Raw genomic sequence first — 16,546 nt, 5'->3', positions numbered from 1 at the left:
CGGGAGTCCTTCCGGGCACGAGGCAAGCGGGGCGGGGCGACCGAGCAGGGCGACGGAGCGGGGGTCATTCGGGGTCCTCGCCGGTGAACTTGATCCCGGCGGCGGCCAGGTCAATGGCTTCTTCGAAGATCACTTCGAACATGGTCGCGGCGCGCTGGATGGCGGCCGAGGCTTCGACCATGTCGTCGCCGACGGCCTCCAGCGGGATGGTGATGGCGGCGGGCATGCGCCGGGTCACTACCTCCTCGGTGTAGTCCTGGACCGCGTGCGCCACGCCCAACAAGAAGCGCTGAAGGTCCTCGGCGGTCTCCAGGAACTCGACGTCGCTGGCAGGCGGGTCCATGTTGATCGGGGGACCGGTCGCCCATACCCGCGACCGGGTCCGCTGCCGCGCCCCCGACCCACCCGGACCCGTCGCGCTGGCCGAACCGGTCGGCCTGGCCGACGCGCCCGGCTGTGACGACGGCCGACCGGTGGGGTTGTGGTGCGGGACCGGCCAGGCCGCGCCCCCGCTGGGGGCGGGGCCACCGAACGACGGCGGCGGGGTACCGGGGCGGTGGGGTGGGATCTGGCCGGGACCGCTCGACGGCCCACCCGTCGGACCGTTCGCCGGTCGGCCCCGGCCGGGACCGCGCTCGGGGTCGCGGGAGGTGGGGCGGTGCCAGCGACGGGCCCCGGCGCGCACCGCCTTGCCGATCGCCCGGCCGCCCAGATCGGCCACCGCGTCGGCCAACTGGGTTTCCTTGGTGACCGGGGCCCCGGCCGAGTTCCACGCCTTGACCAGCAACGAGGGTGGCGGCTCATATCGCCCGTAGAACGCCGTGCCGCAGCGACCGGTACGGCGGCCGGTGCCGCGCGCAGCGGGGCCGGCCCGGTAGGCGTTGGGATAGCTGGCGCGGTACTGGCGGACGGCGTGGGCGCTACCGAAGAACGCCGCACCGCCCAAGAACAGCATCTCGATCATCTGTCCTCCTGGTGAGAGGTTCGGAGCGGGCCGGTACGTGACGTCGGTGACGTACCGGTCCGTGTTCAGGCCGCTGGCTGCTGGGTGCGGCGCTGGTGCTCCAGGCGTTCCAGAAGCGCCAGGGTGACCACGTCACGGTCGGCCGTCTGGAGGTTGGGCGACAGGACGGCCTCGATGTCGGCCAGCCGGTACCCGTTGTTGGCCACCCGCTTGGTGCCGGTCTGGCGGGCACGCAGCTCCACCCCCACCGTGGGGACTCCGCACATGCGCAGCGCGTAGGCCAGATCGCGCGTGTCCCACTGGCCATACAGTTCGGGGTGTGTGACGCTCAGCGCCTCGACCAAGTCCCGCCGCAACATCCGCTCGGTGCGCTGGTCGATGAAGATCTGCCGCACGTGCGGCAGCAGCGTGCCGGGCAGCTCCTCCAGGGTCAGAACCGCCACCACGTTGGGCCGGGGCGTGCGCCGGTAGGCGCGCCGGTTGATCCTGCGCGGAGCCGGGGTCTCGGGCTGGTGCCACAGCGCCAGCGCCCGTTCCCGCGCGGCGTTCAGCCGGGCCTGAAACGCCTTGAGGTTGAGACCCAGCTTGGCGGCGGCTTGGGCGTAGTCGTCGTAGGCCGCCAGCGCCAACAGCGCCTCACGCTGCCCGTCGGTCAGCGCATCCATGATCTGATTCACCGCCAGCGCGTCCACCAGGGCGGTGACGAACGGCGCTTCGGTCGGGCTCTGCGGGGAGATCCAGTACCGCACGAAATTCCGCATGCTGGCCGGGTCGGTGTAGGACCCGCCGCGCGAGTACACCCCACGGGTGTGTTTGTCGTCGGCCGCCGCCCGGCTCAGCCCGTTCCACCCGGCCTGCAGAAGCTCGATCTGGCTGGGCGCGGTGGTGGCGGTCAACAGGTGCTCGGTGATGGAGAACCAGGCGGTTTCGTAGCGGTCGCCGTCGTTCAGCCGGGCCGCCGGGCGGCCGGGCCCGCTCAGCGCGCAGGTACGCGCGAGCTGGTGCAGTTCGGCAGCGCTGTAGCCGAACCGGACCGGCTCGGCAGCGGCCGGGCCAGCCGCCCCAACGGCACCGGCCCCCACCCAGTCACGGAGCGGCAGCACACTCATGCCACCCACCCCCCACGCACGGCCGTGCCGAGACGGACCAGCCGCCGCCGGGCCGCGGCGGTCATCCCGCCGCGCACTCCGTGCTGCTGGTCGACCGGCCGCGCCAGCTCGGTGGCCAGGCAGCGCGTCCGGATCGGGCAGCTCGCGCAGATCGTGGTGGCGGTCGCGGTGCGGGCCCGCCAGTCCATCAGCGTCTCACCGTCGATCGGACCGGCCCACAGCTCCGGCGAGGTCCCCGCGCACGCGGCGGTGTCCACCAGCCGCAACACAGGCCGGTCCGCCTCGCTGGGCGCGTTCTGAGCAGGCGAGATAACGTGAAGATGCATCGTGAGGACTCCCAATCGTCCGATGCGCTGGTCTTGGTCGGCGGCAACCGACCGGGGCCGTTCTCCGGGCCTCAGTGGGCGGCAACCCGCTGGGGCCCTCTTGCGTCCACTGGTGTTCGTGGACGTTCACCTGTGCTTGCACGTACCAACATAGATGCCACTGTGCTAGTACGCAACAGGCCGTTCCATGACTGCTTCGCTAGGTGGGCCTAACCTGGGTGCGTGGCCATCGATGCGAACGACCCGCGCCCGCCGTACCGGCAGGTTGCCGACGACTTGCGGCACCGGATTCAGACCACGAAGGAGTTCGAGCCGGGGGCTCGGTTGCCTTCGATCCGCAGCTTGGCGGCGGCCTACGGGATCGCGCCTCAGACCGTTCAGAACGCACTCCGAGAGCTGCGGGAGGCCGGCCTTGTCGTCTCCCAGCAGGGCCGGGCGTTCTTCGTCCGCGACCCTGACCGGCCGATCGGAGTGAGTGACGACCTGGCGGGCCGTGTGAGTCTTCTCGAAGAACAGCTTCAGGAGCTGCGGCGTCGTGTCGAGGGCCTTGAAGCTGAGCGCTAACCGTTCGCGAGCACAGAAGAACGTTCACGAACACCATGAGACGGCTACGGGTCTAGCCGCTGAAAGCCCACCGCGGTATACCGAGGTGGTATATCCGGCTGGATCAAGGGGATCATGGTGGGCATTCGGGATCAGGCTCCGTCGGCTCCGCCGGGGTTTTGGGATCGGCCTGAGGTCGTAGACGCTCTGATGACCCGGGACATGGGTGCCGTCATCCGTCATTTCCGGAAGTGGACGGGAGCTAGCCAGACTGACGTGAGTCTGCTGGTCGGCATCCCTCAGCCGCACGTCAGCGGGATGGAGCGCGGAACGCGGAGGGTGACCGCCCTTGACCTCTTCGAACGCTTCGCTGACGGACTCGCCATCCCTCCCCATGGCCGTCGTCTTCTAGGCTTGGCTGACGGCCAGCTCGGCAAGGCCGGGCCGCACGAGAGGGGAAACATGCGCATCACCGAAAGCCAAGATGAATGGCTCCGCATGCGGCGCATGCTGAACCAGCATCGCGCCGACCTGACGCGCGTGGCAATGGGACTCTATGAGCCATCTTCCAGATTGGACGAAACAGGTCTACTTGTTCCAAGCTACTGGCGACCTGAAAGTCCGATCGAACTCGGCAATATCGAGCTGACGCTTAAGGATTCCACTTCTCCGCCGGTTAACGGCCGTCAGGACGAGACTCGACCGATTCGACCTCTAGCAAACACGGGAAAGCAGTACGACACCTACCATCGCGCCATGCGTGATTTGGACAGTCCGCGTCTTTTTGAGAACCGAGTGTGTTATCGGCTCCTCGACTTTCATCAGACGGGCGGCCGGGGTGCCCTGACGCTTGGTCACATGCGGTACTTCGACATGATTGACGTGGGCGAATCCCTGGCTCACGAACTCGCGTGCGCCACCCTGGACCGCAACGGAGCCGTTCATCAAGAGCGTGCGCAGTGGAAGAACCTGCCGTTCCGGCGGATGCTGCGCGACCCGTTTGACCTGGAGACCTTCCCTCTCCTGATCTCTATCAGCACGCTGACGATTCGACGCAGCAAATCCGGTTCTACTTTCATGCTGCTTCGTCGGGGCGTGGATCAGGTCGCGATTGCTGGGGGGATGCTCAGTGTCATGCCGACCGGAGTTTTTCAGCCTGCTTCCATCCTGCCCGCCAACGGTGAGCCGGACTGTGATCTCTGGTGCAACATGACGCGTGAGTACAGCGAGGAATTCCTAGGAAATCCGGAGCATGACGGCAGCGGAGACCCGATCGACTACCAGCGCGACGAACCGTTCCGTTCGTTGAACGCCGCGCGCGACTCCGGGCGAATCCGCGCCTACTGCCTCGGCGTAGGCATCGACGCACTCAACATGGTCGGCGACGTCCTGACCGTCGCGGTCTTCGACGCTGACGTCTTCGACGACGTCTTCCGGGACCTGGTCGAGACTAACGATGAGGGCACGGTGGCCAGCTCGGGTAAGCACCGGGAACACTTCTCGTTCGATGGAGAGACCGTGAGCGATCTCCTCGCGACGGAGCCGTTCGCACCGAGCGGGGCCGGGTGCTTGGCGCTGGCCTGGGAGCACCGTGACGCCATTCTGGGTTGATGACGAGTGCGCTCCGCACGGCCGTATGCGGCGGCCTTGTGCGACGGATTCGCTTGCTGATGGCGGCCCATCGGTTTGCACGCACGACGGATCAATGCTTCTCTGACCTCTATCGTCTTCTTTTATTAAGCTCATGCAGAACTTCCTCGTATGAGCTAAAGCTGTCCGCCTTCTTGATGATTCGATAGTCAGGTCTCCTGCCCCCAAGCAGGCGATACGCATCGCGCCCTCCGGCCGTGTAATGGAATACTGGGGGGCGTTCAAGTCTAACTTTGATCATGGAGTATTTGTATTCATGATCATAGTTACTTGCATAATTTACCACGAATTCAGCATATGGCAGGCAGGGGAATTCGCTACTGTTTGCATCGGCCCTCGATTCAATGAATTCACGATAGTTTTCGACTGAATATGATGTTTTGAAGGCAAAAAGAGCCACTCCGCCTGGTTTTAGGATGTATGAGCCTTTATCGTCAAATATTTTTGGCTCCGAAACCTCCTCTTCCCAGAGGTTGGACCTACCTCCATGTAGCTTTTCCCCCATGACGAGAATGGATCGATCGCTCTCGTTGAAAAGGATTCCGGTTACCGTGGAGTGGATTTCATATTGCCAAAGCTCAGAGTGTTCAAACTCCTCTTTTTCGACTTCATTCCCCTGTAGATCTAGAACGCGAAAGTGTTCAAACGGCCTCTCGATGCCGATCGCTATGCGGGGAAGAAATTCTCTATGCCTATTTTGAGCCTCGTGGAGCAGAGTCAGCTCTGTCGCCTTTGCCGATCTGGCTGACTCTCTCGCAGAAGCCGAACTCGTGGTGGCCTGTTCTTGAGCGGCTTCAGCTTGAGCGATTGCTGCGTTGGCTTGAGTTTTTGCCGCCCTAACCTGTGCTCTAGTGTATTTTATTGCAATACATGAAACAATGAATGCCGCAAATGAAACTATGGCACTTAGGGCTTCTGGCTTTTGCAGTATACTGAAATTCAAGTTTCCGCCTAAAATGTGTATGGATGTAAGCCGGGTGACATAGGTTCGACGCGGCGCGAGCAAGTTTGGTTGCCTTCGGGGCGGCAGGCTGCTACTCGTGTGCTGTAGCCGGTCCTCTGGTTTCCTGTGACCTGGTCGAGTCGAACGACGAAGACACCGTCACCAGCTCCGGGAGGCACCACAAGCACTTCACGTTCGACAGGGAGATCGTGGAGCACATCCTTGCAACCGAGCCAGTCGCGCCCAGCGGGGCCGGTTACCTGACCCTTCCCCTGGAACATCGCGACGTGCTTCTCGGCTAACCGGCCATGTGCTTGTGCCCTGCAACACGCCGCCGTGTGTCGTGGCGACGAGTGACCAACTGGGTGACGACGCGAGCGCACGAGCGCGGTTGTACGCGTACACAGGAGGACAGTTTCGGGTGATGGTGGCCGTTCTCTCGGATGGTCGGAAGTCGCTCGTAATGAATAGGTCGTCGGTTCGATTCCGACAGGCGGCTCCCAGAGAGAAGGCCCCTTCCGATCATCGGAAGGGGCCTTCTTGCTAACGCCTTTGCTAACAGCGCCTCCTACGCGACCTCACCCATGGCCTTGGCGAACACCTCAGCCGCCGTGACGGCCGCCGACCTGACGACGTGGGCGTAGACCCGCAGCGTGATCGCCGGGTCCGCGTGCCCGAGCCGGGCGGCGACCACGTGGACGGGGACGCCGTTGAGAAGCAGCGTTGTCGCGTGGACGTGCCGAAGGTCGTGAACCCGCGCATGGGGGAGCGGTTCCGCCGGACGCGGCCCGTCCTTGGGGTTGTTGTAGGCCCGGATGGTCTTGGTCATCAGCCAGCCGACCGAGTCGGGGTGGATGGGATCTCCCCAGCCCGTCGCGAAGACGTAGCCGTCGGAGCCGCCGCGCCACTTGTCGCCGACGAGGAGCTTGTCAGCGGCCTGTGCCTTCCGGTGCTCCCGGAGGACGTTCGCCGTCTCCTGGTCAATGGTCACCACGCGGGTCCACCCGTTCTTGGTCGGCCCCTCGACCCGCTCCCCGTTGATCACACCGGTCGAGCCCTTGAGCGTGATCTTGAGCCCGTCAAGGTCGACGTCCGACCACCGCAGGTGCAGCAGCTCCCCGCGGCGAGCGCCCGTGTAGGCCGCCAGGTGGTAGAACGCGAACAGCCGGTGACGCCGGATTGCGGCGAGGAACGTCTTGAGCTGGACCGGGGTCCAGACCGCTCGTTCTTGGGTCGGCCGGGACTTGGGCCGCTTGGCGCCGCCTACGGCAACATCGACACCGGCGTGTCGATGATCCTGGCGGCGCCGTTCATCACCGAGTTGCACACCCCCGGATGGCTGGAACGCTTCGCCCACCGCTGCCAGGGCCGAGGCGTGGAGATCGCCGCCCTCTGGATCAACAGCGATCTCGGCACCATGCACGAGTACATCGAGACCCGTGACGCCCCGCGCGACCGGTGGAAGCTCTCACACTGGGACGAGTACGCCAGCACCCTGACCGAGGACCCACCTCCCGGAGTGACGGCCACGATCGACAACCGTCTCGGAGCAGCCGTCAGCCTCGCCGACCAGACCCGCGCCACCCTCCGCAGACTCCTGAACTGATCAGCCCTGTCCACCAGCTTCAGCCCAGTGCTCAAACAAGCTCACAGCCGTTATGGCCAGGACCACGCAGATCAACACCAAGGACAGCCAGATGATCAGGAAGCGCCGCATCTCCGGGATCGTAGTGACCAGGCGCCACCAGAGCGCCGGATGAGAACTTTCTCTACGTCTTCAAGGGCGGCCCGCTGACGCGGCCCGCCAGGCGGCCGCCCGCCCCGGCGCGCCGGGCGTGCGGCTTGTCCCGCCCGGTCCCGGCGAGCCGACCCACCCGACCGCCCGAAGATGCCTGGACTGTGAGAAAGCATCGGCATGACGCTGGATCCACCCGCTAACTTCTAGGCCAAGCTTGGCCATCATTGGCCACACCGCGAGGCGTGTCGAACAAGCGTTCGACGCGAAGAAGCGATATGAATGTCTAACAGCGCGGCCGTTTGACCAGCACTGCTCACAGGGAGTGATTGATATGGCTGACCGGAGTGCGATCGAATGGACTGAAGCTACTTGGAATCCGACAACTGGATGCGATCGCATTTCCTCCGGATGTGATCCGCAGTGGCGGGCTCCAATTTCCAGAGCGCAGCCATTTTCCACCGTCCTTCCATCTGACTTGACATTACTTGGGATGCTAGGTGACTCAATGCCTGTTGACCACTGTTGGACGAAGTGAGCTGTGATCGTGAACAATGGGTAGAATGGGCAGGATGACAGGATGACCAGTCAGGCGAGCCTGCGGGTAGTCAGCAGCTCAGCCTCACGATCGCCACAGCGTGGTTACGCTCGCTCGTGGTCGGGGGCGATCGCTGCCGCGGAGCTTCCAGTGCTCGGGCCGTGGCTGGCCCTGCGCTCCGGGTCCCCTTGCCCTCGAGTTGTGCGGGTATTGTCGCAGGTCAACGAGACTTGCGGCCCGGGAGTGCAGGCAACGGTCTCTGGTGGCTCATGTGGGCTAACGGCGGCACACGTCGCGACCTCCGTGAGGGCGTGACGAGCCAGAAGCGCCGCTATCTCGGGGTCAAGTGGTCAGATCGGGAATCGTCGTCTCCCTCTGTGTGGCCCTTGCCCAGCTTCTACAGAACGTGTTAAGGGCCGCTTGCGCCGCCGTCGCTGAATGAGTGAAGCGGGGACTTTGTGTCCTATAAAACCGACGAGGTGGAGGGCGCGCAGTCTCGCTGTTCTGCGCAAGCTCGCCCTCCGAGTTTTTCTAGGCTCTCAGATGTTAGGTTGTCACTCGGGAATATAATCGTAGAGCAGTACTTTGTTGCGCCGACGCTTTCGTCCTTCAGGGTCTCTCGTGATGCGATACAAGGCAACATCGTAGGCCCAAGAATGGGTGGCCACCTTGCGCTCTACACCAAAATGCTTCCGGGTTGCCGCGTCGAGGACACGATGATATTCCTCTTGCAGATCCCATGAGAACCGTTCAAAGTCGACGTCTTCCCAGCCATATAGATGTTCAAGTTCGAATCTCACTGCGTCGATGAAGTCCACCTCTGATCGGTCCACTTTCTCTGTTCGGGAACCAAGTTGCCGAGCCATCCTCTTTATGTACTCGGACTCGCGCTCCCATTTGCTGCCGGCATCTCTCCTCTCTGCATAATCGACCCAAGCCCAGAACGCTTCCGCGTCGGCAATATCAGGTGCTTGTTCATGATGGTACTCGCAGAGTAGGGCGAAGTTTCGCACGTCCATAGAACCGCCGAGAGAGCTAGGAACTACGTGTGCACGTTCCACGGGCGTGTTCCAGCAGATTAGACAACCCGGATTGCTCTCCATTCCGAGGTAGCGCGCGATGGCATCCTTGCTTGGTCGTGATTTTCGAGTATCGCCGTTTACCTCTCTCGCTCGAATCGGTAGAAGGTCAACGTCGTACCAGAAGTCGCCTTCCTCGCCTGCCGGGTAGCCGATGGTGAGGATATCCGGGATGTCGTTACGCTGCTTATTGCAGTTTCGCACCTCTCCGAAGGGGGTGTTTAGCGTATGCAAGTATGGGAAGATGAACTCGGGGATGAAATGGTGAATGATCTCCCAAGCGTCGTGATCGTAGCCGCCTTCGTCATTCCTGTGGCCCTGAATGCGTAGAAAGAGCGTACGCTCGGCGCCTGGCAATTTATGCTGGCTGTTCCGTAGTATTGTAAAGATTCGCAGGGCGCAACGTTCAAAATTCTCATAGACGGCCATGTCGTGGTAGAGCATTATTCGCTTAGGGGTTTTTGGAATGCGATGCTTTGCGTTTGATTTTCGCTGTGGGGCCTTGCGCGTGCGCTTCTTTTTGGACATCACATGCTCCATGCTCCTCGACGGCAGGGCCGATGATGCCCCAGAGGTCTGACAGATTCGGCAGAGAGGCTACGGCCGAAGGTGGTTGCACACGTTCGATGAGCGGGCAGTCGGAGGCAGTGGGAGCCGTTGTCTTCCCCTGCGCTGCCAGCGTCCGGCCTCTGCACAGCACGTCGAGAGCGTCTGGAGCGTCGCTGTGCGATCCGGTTCGCCGGCCCTGGACCGGTTCCACCGGCCTGGTTCGCGGCTATGGGGAAGACAACCGAGGGCTGTGGGCATGCGGGGGCACGTTCAGTGATCGGCGATGGCTCCTGGGGTGTTGATGCGGCGCTAACGGTGGGTGTAGAGGGGCTGGACGTGAGGACTGGCGAGCTACGGAGGACGTGTCGCAGCAGGGCAGGGATGTCTGTGAGACGGGTGTGGTTATTGTTCGTTGATTTCGTAATGTGAACACATGCTTACGAACACCACGTGGATAAAGCGAACAGTGCCCGGTGGCGCTAGTTGAGCTCTAGCTTTGTTCTATGGCAATGGTGTATCCCATACGGCCCGAGTCCGACGACGATGATGTCTCGTACGATGCATTCGCATCAGACCTGTCTGAACAGTGGTATGTCGAGGTCACACCACGCGTGGACGACGAGGAGATGGATTCCATCGCCCTGGGGCCGCTGAGTCCTCGGGTTGCTTGGGACTTCGCTCACGATCTGGCTGATGTGCGCCCGTACTGGACATGTGTCGTTGCGCCGCTCTACGAGGGCCCCTTGGGTATCCAGGACTTCATCAAGGTCGTAGAGGATCACGAGCCAGAGCGCTAGGCGTTGAGCGGCACGGGTACTGTCGCAGGCCATAGGGAGCTGCTGTACAGCAGGGGAGTACAGTAACGGCCTCTTACGACGGCTCATGCGGGCTTATGGCGGCACACGTTGTGAGCTGGGTGAAGGCGTGGCGGGCTAGGAGTGCCGGTGGTTCGCATCGAGGGGCGAGGGCTTGCTAACACAGATGCTAACGGCGGGTCTGGACAGCCCTGGATGGAGATGGTCCGCACGGTTGGCTGAGGGCGCCCCTGTGCAGGTCAGTGGACTGATCTGGATGGGCGTGGATCTTGTTCGTCGGACTCGTAATGAATAGGTCGTCGGTTCGATTCCGACAGGCGGCTCCAGCTCAGAGGCCCCTTCCGATCATCGGAAGGGGCCTTCTTGCTGACAGCGCCTCCGTCCATGGCCTTGGTGTAGACCCGCAGCGTGAGCGCCGTGTCCGCGCCGGGCGGCGACCACGTGGACGGGGACGCCGTTGAGGAGCAGCGTCGTCGCGTGGACGTGCCGGAGGACGTTCGCCGTCTCCTGGTCGATGGTCACCGCGCGGGTGCACCCGCCCTTGGTCGGCCCCTGGACCCGCTCCCCGTTGGTCACGCCGGTCGAGCCCTTGAGGGTGATCTTGAGTCTGTCGGGGTGGATGTCCGACGATGTGGCGGTTCCCCACGGCGGAGGCCGCCAGGTGGGGAACGTGAGCTGGACCGGAGTCCGGGCCGTTCGCTTCTCGGTTTCCCGGGGCTTGAGCGGCGGTGCCTAGGGCGTTTTCGCTGAATATGAGTATTCGTACTCAGGTGCGCGAAGATCGTTTTGGTCAGGATGAGGGGCGAGCACCGAGATCGGAGAACCCCCTTGAGAACGACCGTCCTGACCCTCGCGACGGCGGGAGCCGTCACCGCCACGTTGCTGACCGCCCCGGCCGCCCCGGCCGCGCGGGCCGCGACGAGCCCCGCCTGGCGGGCCTCCATGCAGCACGAGTCGCTGCGCCACGGGTCCCGGCTGCTGACGGTGGGCAAGACCACCTGGGCCTTCGGCGGCCGCGGCTACCGGGACGGCCGCGCCACCGCGTTCCGGCGTGAGGGAACCACCTGGCGGCAGGTCGCGTTGCCCTCGCAGGCGCGCGGCGAGGTCGTCGCCGCCGACGCCGGTTCGGCTGGCGACGTGTGGGCCGCGACGCTCGGCACCAAGAACGGGCAGCCCGTCGCGATGCGCTTCGACGGCAGGAGATGGAAGACCGTTCAGACGCTCGGGAACACGATCGTGACCGCCGTGACGGTCGTCGGCCCCCGGGACGTGTGGGTCTTCGGGACCGACGGGCCGACGGACCGCCGTCCCGTCGCCTGGCACGGCACCCCGCGCGGCTGGAAGAAGACGACCATGCCGTTCGTCGTCTGGAGCGCCGACCTGCGCTCGGGCAGGGACCTGTGGGCCGTGGGCTGGCGGAGTGGTGGCGGGCCGGTCGCCGGACGCTTCGACGGCAAGCGCTGGCGGTCGGTCCCCGACCCGCGCGGCTCACTGCCCGCCGCGCTGCGCGACCCCGCCAAGGCGCAACTCGTCTACGGCAGGCTCTTCGCCGCGAGGGGAACGCTGTGGCTGGCCGTGAACGCGAGCATTTGGTCCGAGCAGCGCACCGACGCCTACCTGCTGCGCTTCGACGGCAAGCGCTGGCGCTCCGAGCGGCTGCCCAAGCGCGTGGCGTGGCACGAGAACGGCTCGTTCGTGCCCGACGGCAAGGGCGGGCTCTGGATGTTCGCCTCCACGGGCGACTATCGGTCGTTCCTGTTCCGTCGCACGGCTTCGGGCTCCTGGAGTAGTTCTCCTGTGAAGGGGACGGGCCTCCAGTACGTCGAGCTGGCCGACCTCGCGCCCGCCCCGGGCGGCGGCCTGCTCGGATCGGCCGGCTGGGAGACCCGCACCACCGCGACCGGCGGGGTGCTGTCCTACCGCTGACCCATGGCCGGTCTCCGGAGGCGTCGGCCTCCCGACCACCCCTGGAGACCGGCCCCAGGTCATGAACGTCGCCGTTCATGACCTACGGGGACGCGTGGTTTGCTGGATTCCCCTCCCGGGGGCGGCGGGCGATGCAGTGCCATGGAGCCGAGAGGGCTCCCGTCGCCTCGGAACGGTCAGGTGGCCTTGCCGCGGGCGATGTAGAGGTTCATTTCGGTGAAGTCGAGGGTGATGTTGTAGGGCTTCCAGAAGCAGTGGGCGAACCAGCCCATCGTGTCGAACCCCGTCCCGTAGGGCCAGGGCACGTTGACCTGCTGGTTGGGGTTCGTGTAGCAGTAGGCCTCCCTGGCGACGGCGTCGCCGAGCCGGATCTCCTTCGGGTAGCAGGGGTAGGCGACGGCCGGGTGGCTCTGGGCGAACGTGCCGACCGGGCGCTCGTAGTCGGTGCGGACCCCCAGCCGCTCGGCCGTTTCCCCTCTCATGCCCGCGACGATCTCGCCGACTCCGCCGAAGTTCACGCCCACCACCCGTGGACCGGAGCCGGCGAAGCTGCCCGTGCTGTGCAGATACTGCTCACGGGCCAGCCACAGCGGCAGGGGCTTGGTGCCCGCCCGTGCGGCGTCGGCGCGTGCCTTCCTGGCCGTTCCGGGGGTCGGGCGGCGCAGGATCAGCTGCCGGCCCGCGTAGTCGAAGGTGGTCAGCAAGTGGTAGAAGACCCACGTGCCGATCAATCCGTCGTTGTCGGTGTCGACGTCTTCGCCCGACTCCTTCGACGACCAGCCCACGGGGACGTTGCGCAGTTCGATGCCGCCCAGCTTGAACGAGTCCAGCACCCCGTAGTGCGCCCATATGGTGCCGCCCCCGTAATCGACCTTCTGACTGGCGACGGGGCTCAGCCCGGCTTCCCTGGCCACCGTCGAGGTCAGGCTCAGGTGCGGGGCGCCGGTGTAGAACGAGAAGTTCTTCGGCGGTCCGCCGTTGACCGAGGCCTTCACCAGCGGTGACGGGTCCGTCCGTTCGAAAGGCACACGGCCGATGTCGCCGTGGACCTGATACGGCTCGCCGCGAACCGCCCCGAACCATTTGGCGTAGATGTCCTCGCCCGCCGCTTTCCAGCAAGGCACGGAGGAGGAGAGTTTGTCCTGCCGGATGTAGCAGTCGCCCAGGAGCCCGTTGGTCTGCTTGTCGCCGGGCGCCAACTTGAGGGCCATCGTGAGGTACTTCTCGGCGTCGGGGAACTTGTTGGCCAGGAGCCCGACATAGCCGCGCTGGCGCGCCGCGTGCAGATCCGTGGGGTCCTTTTTCAGGATCTCCTCATACGCGCGTCCGGCCTGCTCGAACTTCCCGGCCTTGAACAACGCGTCCGCGTCACCGCCGTCGGCGTGCGCCGTGGCCGCCTTGCCCAGCAGCGGTGTGGCCGCGGCGGCACCGGCCACCACGGCCGCGCCCCGCAGCAGCGAACGCCGGTCCCATTTCCCGTCATCAGCCACGACCTTCTCCTCTTGTGATCACCTTCCGGAACCGGGGCGCCATGCCCCCGGCACGGACCGCTGTGGCCCATGCCCCCAATGAAGACCGCAGAGTGTTGCGGTGGCGTATGCGGTTTTCGATACGCCTGCGATACACCCGAGCCACAAGGAACCGGCCCACACCGGCAGTGCGGGGCAGGTGGTCAGGCCGGGAGGTAGGCGGCCAATGCCGCTTCGAATTCCGGATCGTGCTCGGCGGCCGAGCGGTGAGCACGCCCCACGGGGTCGTAGCGGCCGGGGTCGCCGGTCCTGAGCATGTGCCGGACGCGCAGCACGATCTCTTCCGGTTCGGGGACCAGGCCGAGGTCGAGGTCGTACCGCCCGTGCGCCGTGCCCCGCGTGGCGCCGGGTTCGTGGACGTCGTGCACCATCCAGCCGCGTTCCTCATCCCATTCGAGGGAGAGGGACAAAGTGGTGTGGGAGTCGTCGTAGTCCCAGATCGCCTCCCGGCCGAGGCCGATGGCCGCGGTGCGCCTGGATCCGCGCGAAATGCCGCCGGTGACTCCGCCGGTCTCGATGCCCTGGGCTTCCAGCGCGCTGCCGACGGCCTCGATGTAGTGGCGGTGGTCAGTGAGGGCGCGTTTGGTCATGGCCGAATGCTCGCACCTAGGGGGCACAGAGAGCCGCTTCGTGCTGGCAGGGCCGCTGCGAACGCGTTCCAGTGGTTACCTGACATCAGGGATGGATGACTACGGACCTAGCACTCACCCGATCGGACGGTTCGTGGGAAAGTGGGGGTGTGGGGCACCAGCGATCGGAGCCTGAGGACGCGAGCCGGCAGCGGCTGCGTGATCTCGCGCGGTTGCGTCAGGTCCGGGACCGGATCGATCGGGAGTACGCGCGGCCGCTGGACGTCGAGGCGCTGGCCCGCGGGGTGAACGTGTCGGCGGGGCATCTCAGCCGCGAGTTCCGGCGCGCCTATGGCGAGTCGCCGTATTCCTACCTGATGACGCGGCGCATCGAGCGTGCGATGGCGTTGCTGCGGCGGGGCGACCTCAGCGTCACCGAGGTCTGTTTCGCGGTCGGCTGCTCGTCGCTGGGCACCTTCAGCACCCGCTTCACCGAGCTGGTCGGCGTGCCGCCCAGCGTCTACCGGCGCCGCGCGGCGGACGCGACTGCGGGGATGCCGTCATGCGTGGCGAAACAGGTGACCAGACCGATCAGGAATCGAGAAGCGCCGGTCACGGAGCCGCAGCTAGCGTGACCGGCATGGGTATCAACATTCACGCGAGCTTCCTGCCGCATGACGACCCGGACGCCTCACTGGTCTTCTACCGCGACGTCCTCGGGTTCGAGGTCCGCAACGACGTCGGGTACGACGGGATGCGCTGGATCACGGTCGGTCCCAGGGACCAGCCCGACACGTCCATCGTCCTGCAGCCGCCGGCCGTCGATCCCGGTGTCACCGACGAGGAGCGCCGCACCATCACCGAGATGATGGCCAAGGGCACCCTCGCCGGCATCGTCCTGGCCACCGACGATCTCGACGGCACCTTCGAGCGGGCGGTGGCGGGCGGCGCCGAGGTCGCCCAGGAGCCGATCGACCAGCCCTACGGCGTTCGCGACTGCGCCCTGCGTGATCCTGCGGGCAACATGGTCCGCATCCAGGAACGGCGCTGAGCCGTACGGCGCAGGCCGAGCCGGGCGACGCCCGCGGAACGACCCGTCCGACAGAGGGAGACAGGATGAGCATGCCCATGGGGGACGCGCGGCCGCACGCCGCCGACCGGCACGACCTGATCCGCGTGCACGGCGCGCGCGAGAACAACCTCAAGGACGTCAAGGTCGAGATCCCCAAGCGCCGGCTGACGGTGTTCACCGGCGTCTCCGGCTCGGGCAAGAGCTCGCTGGTGTTCAGCACGATCGCGGCGGAGTCGCAGCGGCTGATCAACGAGACCTACAGCGCCTTCGTGCAGGGCTTCATGCCGGCGCTCGCGCGTCCCGAGGTCGACGTGCTGGACGGGCTGACGACCGCGATCGTCGTCGACCAGCAGCGGATGGGCTCCGACCCCCGCTCCACGGTCGGGACCGCCACCGACGCCAACGCGATGCTGCGCATCCTGTTCAGCCGGCTCGGGGAGCCGCACATCGGCCCGCCCAGCGCGTACGCCTTCAACGTCCCCTCGGTCCGGGCGAGCGGCGCGATCACGGTCGAGCGCGGTGCGAAGAAGGCGGTGAAGGCGACCTTCACCCGCACCGGCGGCATGTGCCCCGAGTGCGAGGGGCGCGGCAAGGTCTCCGACATCGACCTCACCCAGCTCTACGACGACTCCAGGTCGATCGCCGAGGGCGCGTTCACCATCCCCGGCTGGAAGTCCGACAGCTTCTGGACCACGCGGGTCTACGCCGAGTCGGGCCTGCTCGACCCGAACAAGCCGATCCGCGAGTTCACCGAGAAGGAGATGCACGCGTTCCTGTACGGGGAGCCGACCAGGGTCAAGGTCGAGGGCGTGAACCTCACCTACGAGGGCCTGATCCCGAAGATCCAGAAGTCGTTCCTGTCCAAGGACAAGGAGGCGATGCAGCCGCACATCCGGGCGTTCGTGGAGCGGGCCGTCACCTTCACCGCCTGCCCCGGGTGCGGTGGTACCCGGCTGAGCGCGGCGGCCCGGTCGTCGAAGATCAGGGGGGTCAGCATCGCCGACGCCTGCGCGATGGAGATCAGGGACCTGGCGGCGTGGGTGCGCGAGCTGGACGAGCCGTCGGTCGCGCCGCTGCTGGCGGCGCTGGGGGACACCCTGGACTCGTTCGTGGAGATCGGGCTCGGCTACCTGGCGCTCGACCGGCCGGCGGGCACGCTGTCGGGCGGCGAGGCGCAGCGCACCAAGATGATCCGCCAT

Annotated in this window: 17 protein-coding genes; 9 read left to right on the top strand and 8 right to left on the bottom strand. The window is 65.5% G+C overall.

The genetic code is table 11. The annotated features are described in order from the left end of the window. Positions 1-64: 64 nt before the first annotated feature. From AKI01S_RS31555 to AKI01S_RS31545, 3 genes are all read right to left on the bottom strand, one after another. Positions 65-964 (bottom strand): hypothetical protein, encoded by a 900-nt coding sequence (locus tag AKI01S_RS31555; RefSeq protein ID WP_067825891.1) that lies wholly within the window; start codon positions 962-964, stop codon positions 65-67. Positions 965-1,029: 65 nt separating this feature from the next. After that, complete coding sequence (locus AKI01S_RS31550) at positions 1,030-2,073, bottom strand: hypothetical protein (RefSeq protein ID WP_157420285.1); 1,044 nt, start codon at positions 2,071-2,073, stop codon at positions 1,030-1,032. Next, a complete protein-coding gene (locus AKI01S_RS31545; RefSeq protein WP_169814045.1) occupies positions 2,070-2,342 on the bottom strand; it encodes a WhiB family transcriptional regulator in 273 nt (90 codons plus the stop codon). Before AKI01S_RS31545 ends, AKI01S_RS31550 begins: the two co-directional genes overlap by 4 nt. A 279-nt stretch (positions 2,343-2,621) precedes the next feature. Here AKI01S_RS31545 and AKI01S_RS31540 point away from each other — a divergent pair, with 279 nt between their 5' ends. Both AKI01S_RS31540 and AKI01S_RS51030 read left to right on the top strand, forming a co-directional pair. Beyond that, positions 2,622-2,963: a GntR family transcriptional regulator gene (locus AKI01S_RS31540; protein WP_067825887.1), complete on the top strand. Its 342-nt coding sequence runs from the start codon at positions 2,622-2,624 to the stop codon at positions 2,961-2,963. Positions 2,964-3,077: 114 nt separating this feature from the next. Next, positions 3,078-4,553 carry a helix-turn-helix domain-containing protein gene (locus AKI01S_RS51030; RefSeq protein WP_157420284.1) on the top strand — a complete coding sequence of 492 codons (1,476 nt, stop codon included), beginning with the start codon at positions 3,078-3,080 and terminating at the stop codon, positions 4,551-4,553. A gap of 109 nt (positions 4,554-4,662) precedes the next feature. On the opposite strand, the gene AKI01S_RS51025 is transcribed toward AKI01S_RS51030, so the two are convergent. Next, positions 4,663-5,535 carry a hypothetical protein gene (locus tag AKI01S_RS51025; protein ID WP_157420283.1) on the bottom strand — a complete coding sequence of 291 codons (873 nt, stop codon included), beginning with the start codon at positions 5,533-5,535 and terminating at the stop codon, positions 4,663-4,665. 568 nt (positions 5,536-6,103) lie between these two features. Continuing rightward, a complete protein-coding gene (locus tag AKI01S_RS31520; protein ID WP_245681858.1) occupies positions 6,104-6,892 on the bottom strand; it encodes a site-specific integrase in 789 nt (262 codons plus the stop codon). An 18-nt stretch (positions 6,893-6,910) separates the two neighbouring features. Between AKI01S_RS31520 and AKI01S_RS31515 the strand changes: the two genes are divergently transcribed. Further along, positions 6,911-7,141, top strand: a complete 231-nt coding sequence (locus AKI01S_RS31515; protein WP_169814043.1) for a hypothetical protein — start codon at positions 6,911-6,913, stop codon at positions 7,139-7,141. 463 nt (positions 7,142-7,604) lie between these two features. Beyond that, positions 7,605-7,808, top strand: a complete 204-nt coding sequence (locus tag AKI01S_RS54725) for a DUF5131 family protein (RefSeq protein WP_084000435.1) — start codon at positions 7,605-7,607, stop codon at positions 7,806-7,808. 554 nt (positions 7,809-8,362) lie between these two features. Here AKI01S_RS54725 and AKI01S_RS52935 read toward each other — a convergent pair. Then, entirely contained in the window at positions 8,363-9,415 is a 1,053-nt protein-coding gene (locus AKI01S_RS52935; RefSeq protein ID WP_218009890.1) for a hypothetical protein, read from the bottom strand. Positions 9,416-9,939: 524 nt separating this feature from the next. Here AKI01S_RS52935 and AKI01S_RS31510 point away from each other — a divergent pair. Both AKI01S_RS31510 and AKI01S_RS31500 read left to right on the top strand, forming a co-directional pair. Further along, complete coding sequence (locus AKI01S_RS31510; RefSeq protein WP_067825881.1) at positions 9,940-10,233, top strand: hypothetical protein; 294 nt, start codon at positions 9,940-9,942, stop codon at positions 10,231-10,233. Between the two features lie 846 nt (positions 10,234-11,079). After that, on the top strand, positions 11,080-12,177 hold the full coding sequence (locus AKI01S_RS31500; RefSeq protein WP_067825877.1) for a hypothetical protein: 1,098 nt from the start codon (positions 11,080-11,082) through the stop codon (positions 12,175-12,177). 176 nt (positions 12,178-12,353) lie between these two features. On the opposite strand, the gene AKI01S_RS31495 is transcribed toward AKI01S_RS31500, so the two are convergent. Both AKI01S_RS31495 and AKI01S_RS31490 read right to left on the bottom strand, forming a co-directional pair. Continuing rightward, positions 12,354-13,667: an aspartyl protease family protein gene (locus AKI01S_RS31495; RefSeq protein WP_067825875.1), complete on the bottom strand. Its 1,314-nt coding sequence runs from the start codon at positions 13,665-13,667 to the stop codon at positions 12,354-12,356. 182 nt (positions 13,668-13,849) lie between these two features. Then, positions 13,850-14,296 carry a DUF6292 family protein gene (locus AKI01S_RS31490; RefSeq protein ID WP_067825872.1) on the bottom strand — a complete coding sequence of 149 codons (447 nt, stop codon included), beginning with the start codon at positions 14,294-14,296 and terminating at the stop codon, positions 13,850-13,852. Between the two features lie 149 nt (positions 14,297-14,445). On the opposite strand from AKI01S_RS31490, the gene AKI01S_RS31485 reads away from it, so the two are divergent. The 3 genes from AKI01S_RS31485 to AKI01S_RS31475 all read left to right on the top strand — a co-directional run. Continuing rightward, positions 14,446-14,910 carry a helix-turn-helix transcriptional regulator gene (locus AKI01S_RS31485; RefSeq protein ID WP_067825870.1) on the top strand — a complete coding sequence of 155 codons (465 nt, stop codon included), beginning with the start codon at positions 14,446-14,448 and terminating at the stop codon, positions 14,908-14,910. 5 nt (positions 14,911-14,915) lie between these two features. Next, on the top strand, positions 14,916-15,326 hold the full coding sequence (locus AKI01S_RS31480) for a VOC family protein (protein WP_067825936.1): 411 nt from the start codon (positions 14,916-14,918) through the stop codon (positions 15,324-15,326). A 65-nt stretch (positions 15,327-15,391) separates the two neighbouring features. Continuing rightward, on the top strand, positions 15,392-16,546 hold a 1,155-nt coding region (locus tag AKI01S_RS31475), incomplete at its 3' end, for an excinuclease ABC subunit UvrA (protein WP_501162091.1).

It is taken from the genome of Actinomadura kijaniata NBRC 14229 (assembly GCF_001552175.1).
GTDB lineage: Bacteria > Actinomycetota > Actinomycetes > Streptosporangiales > Streptosporangiaceae > Spirillospora > Spirillospora kijaniata.
This window is presented reverse-complemented; position numbering and strand designations above follow the sequence as displayed.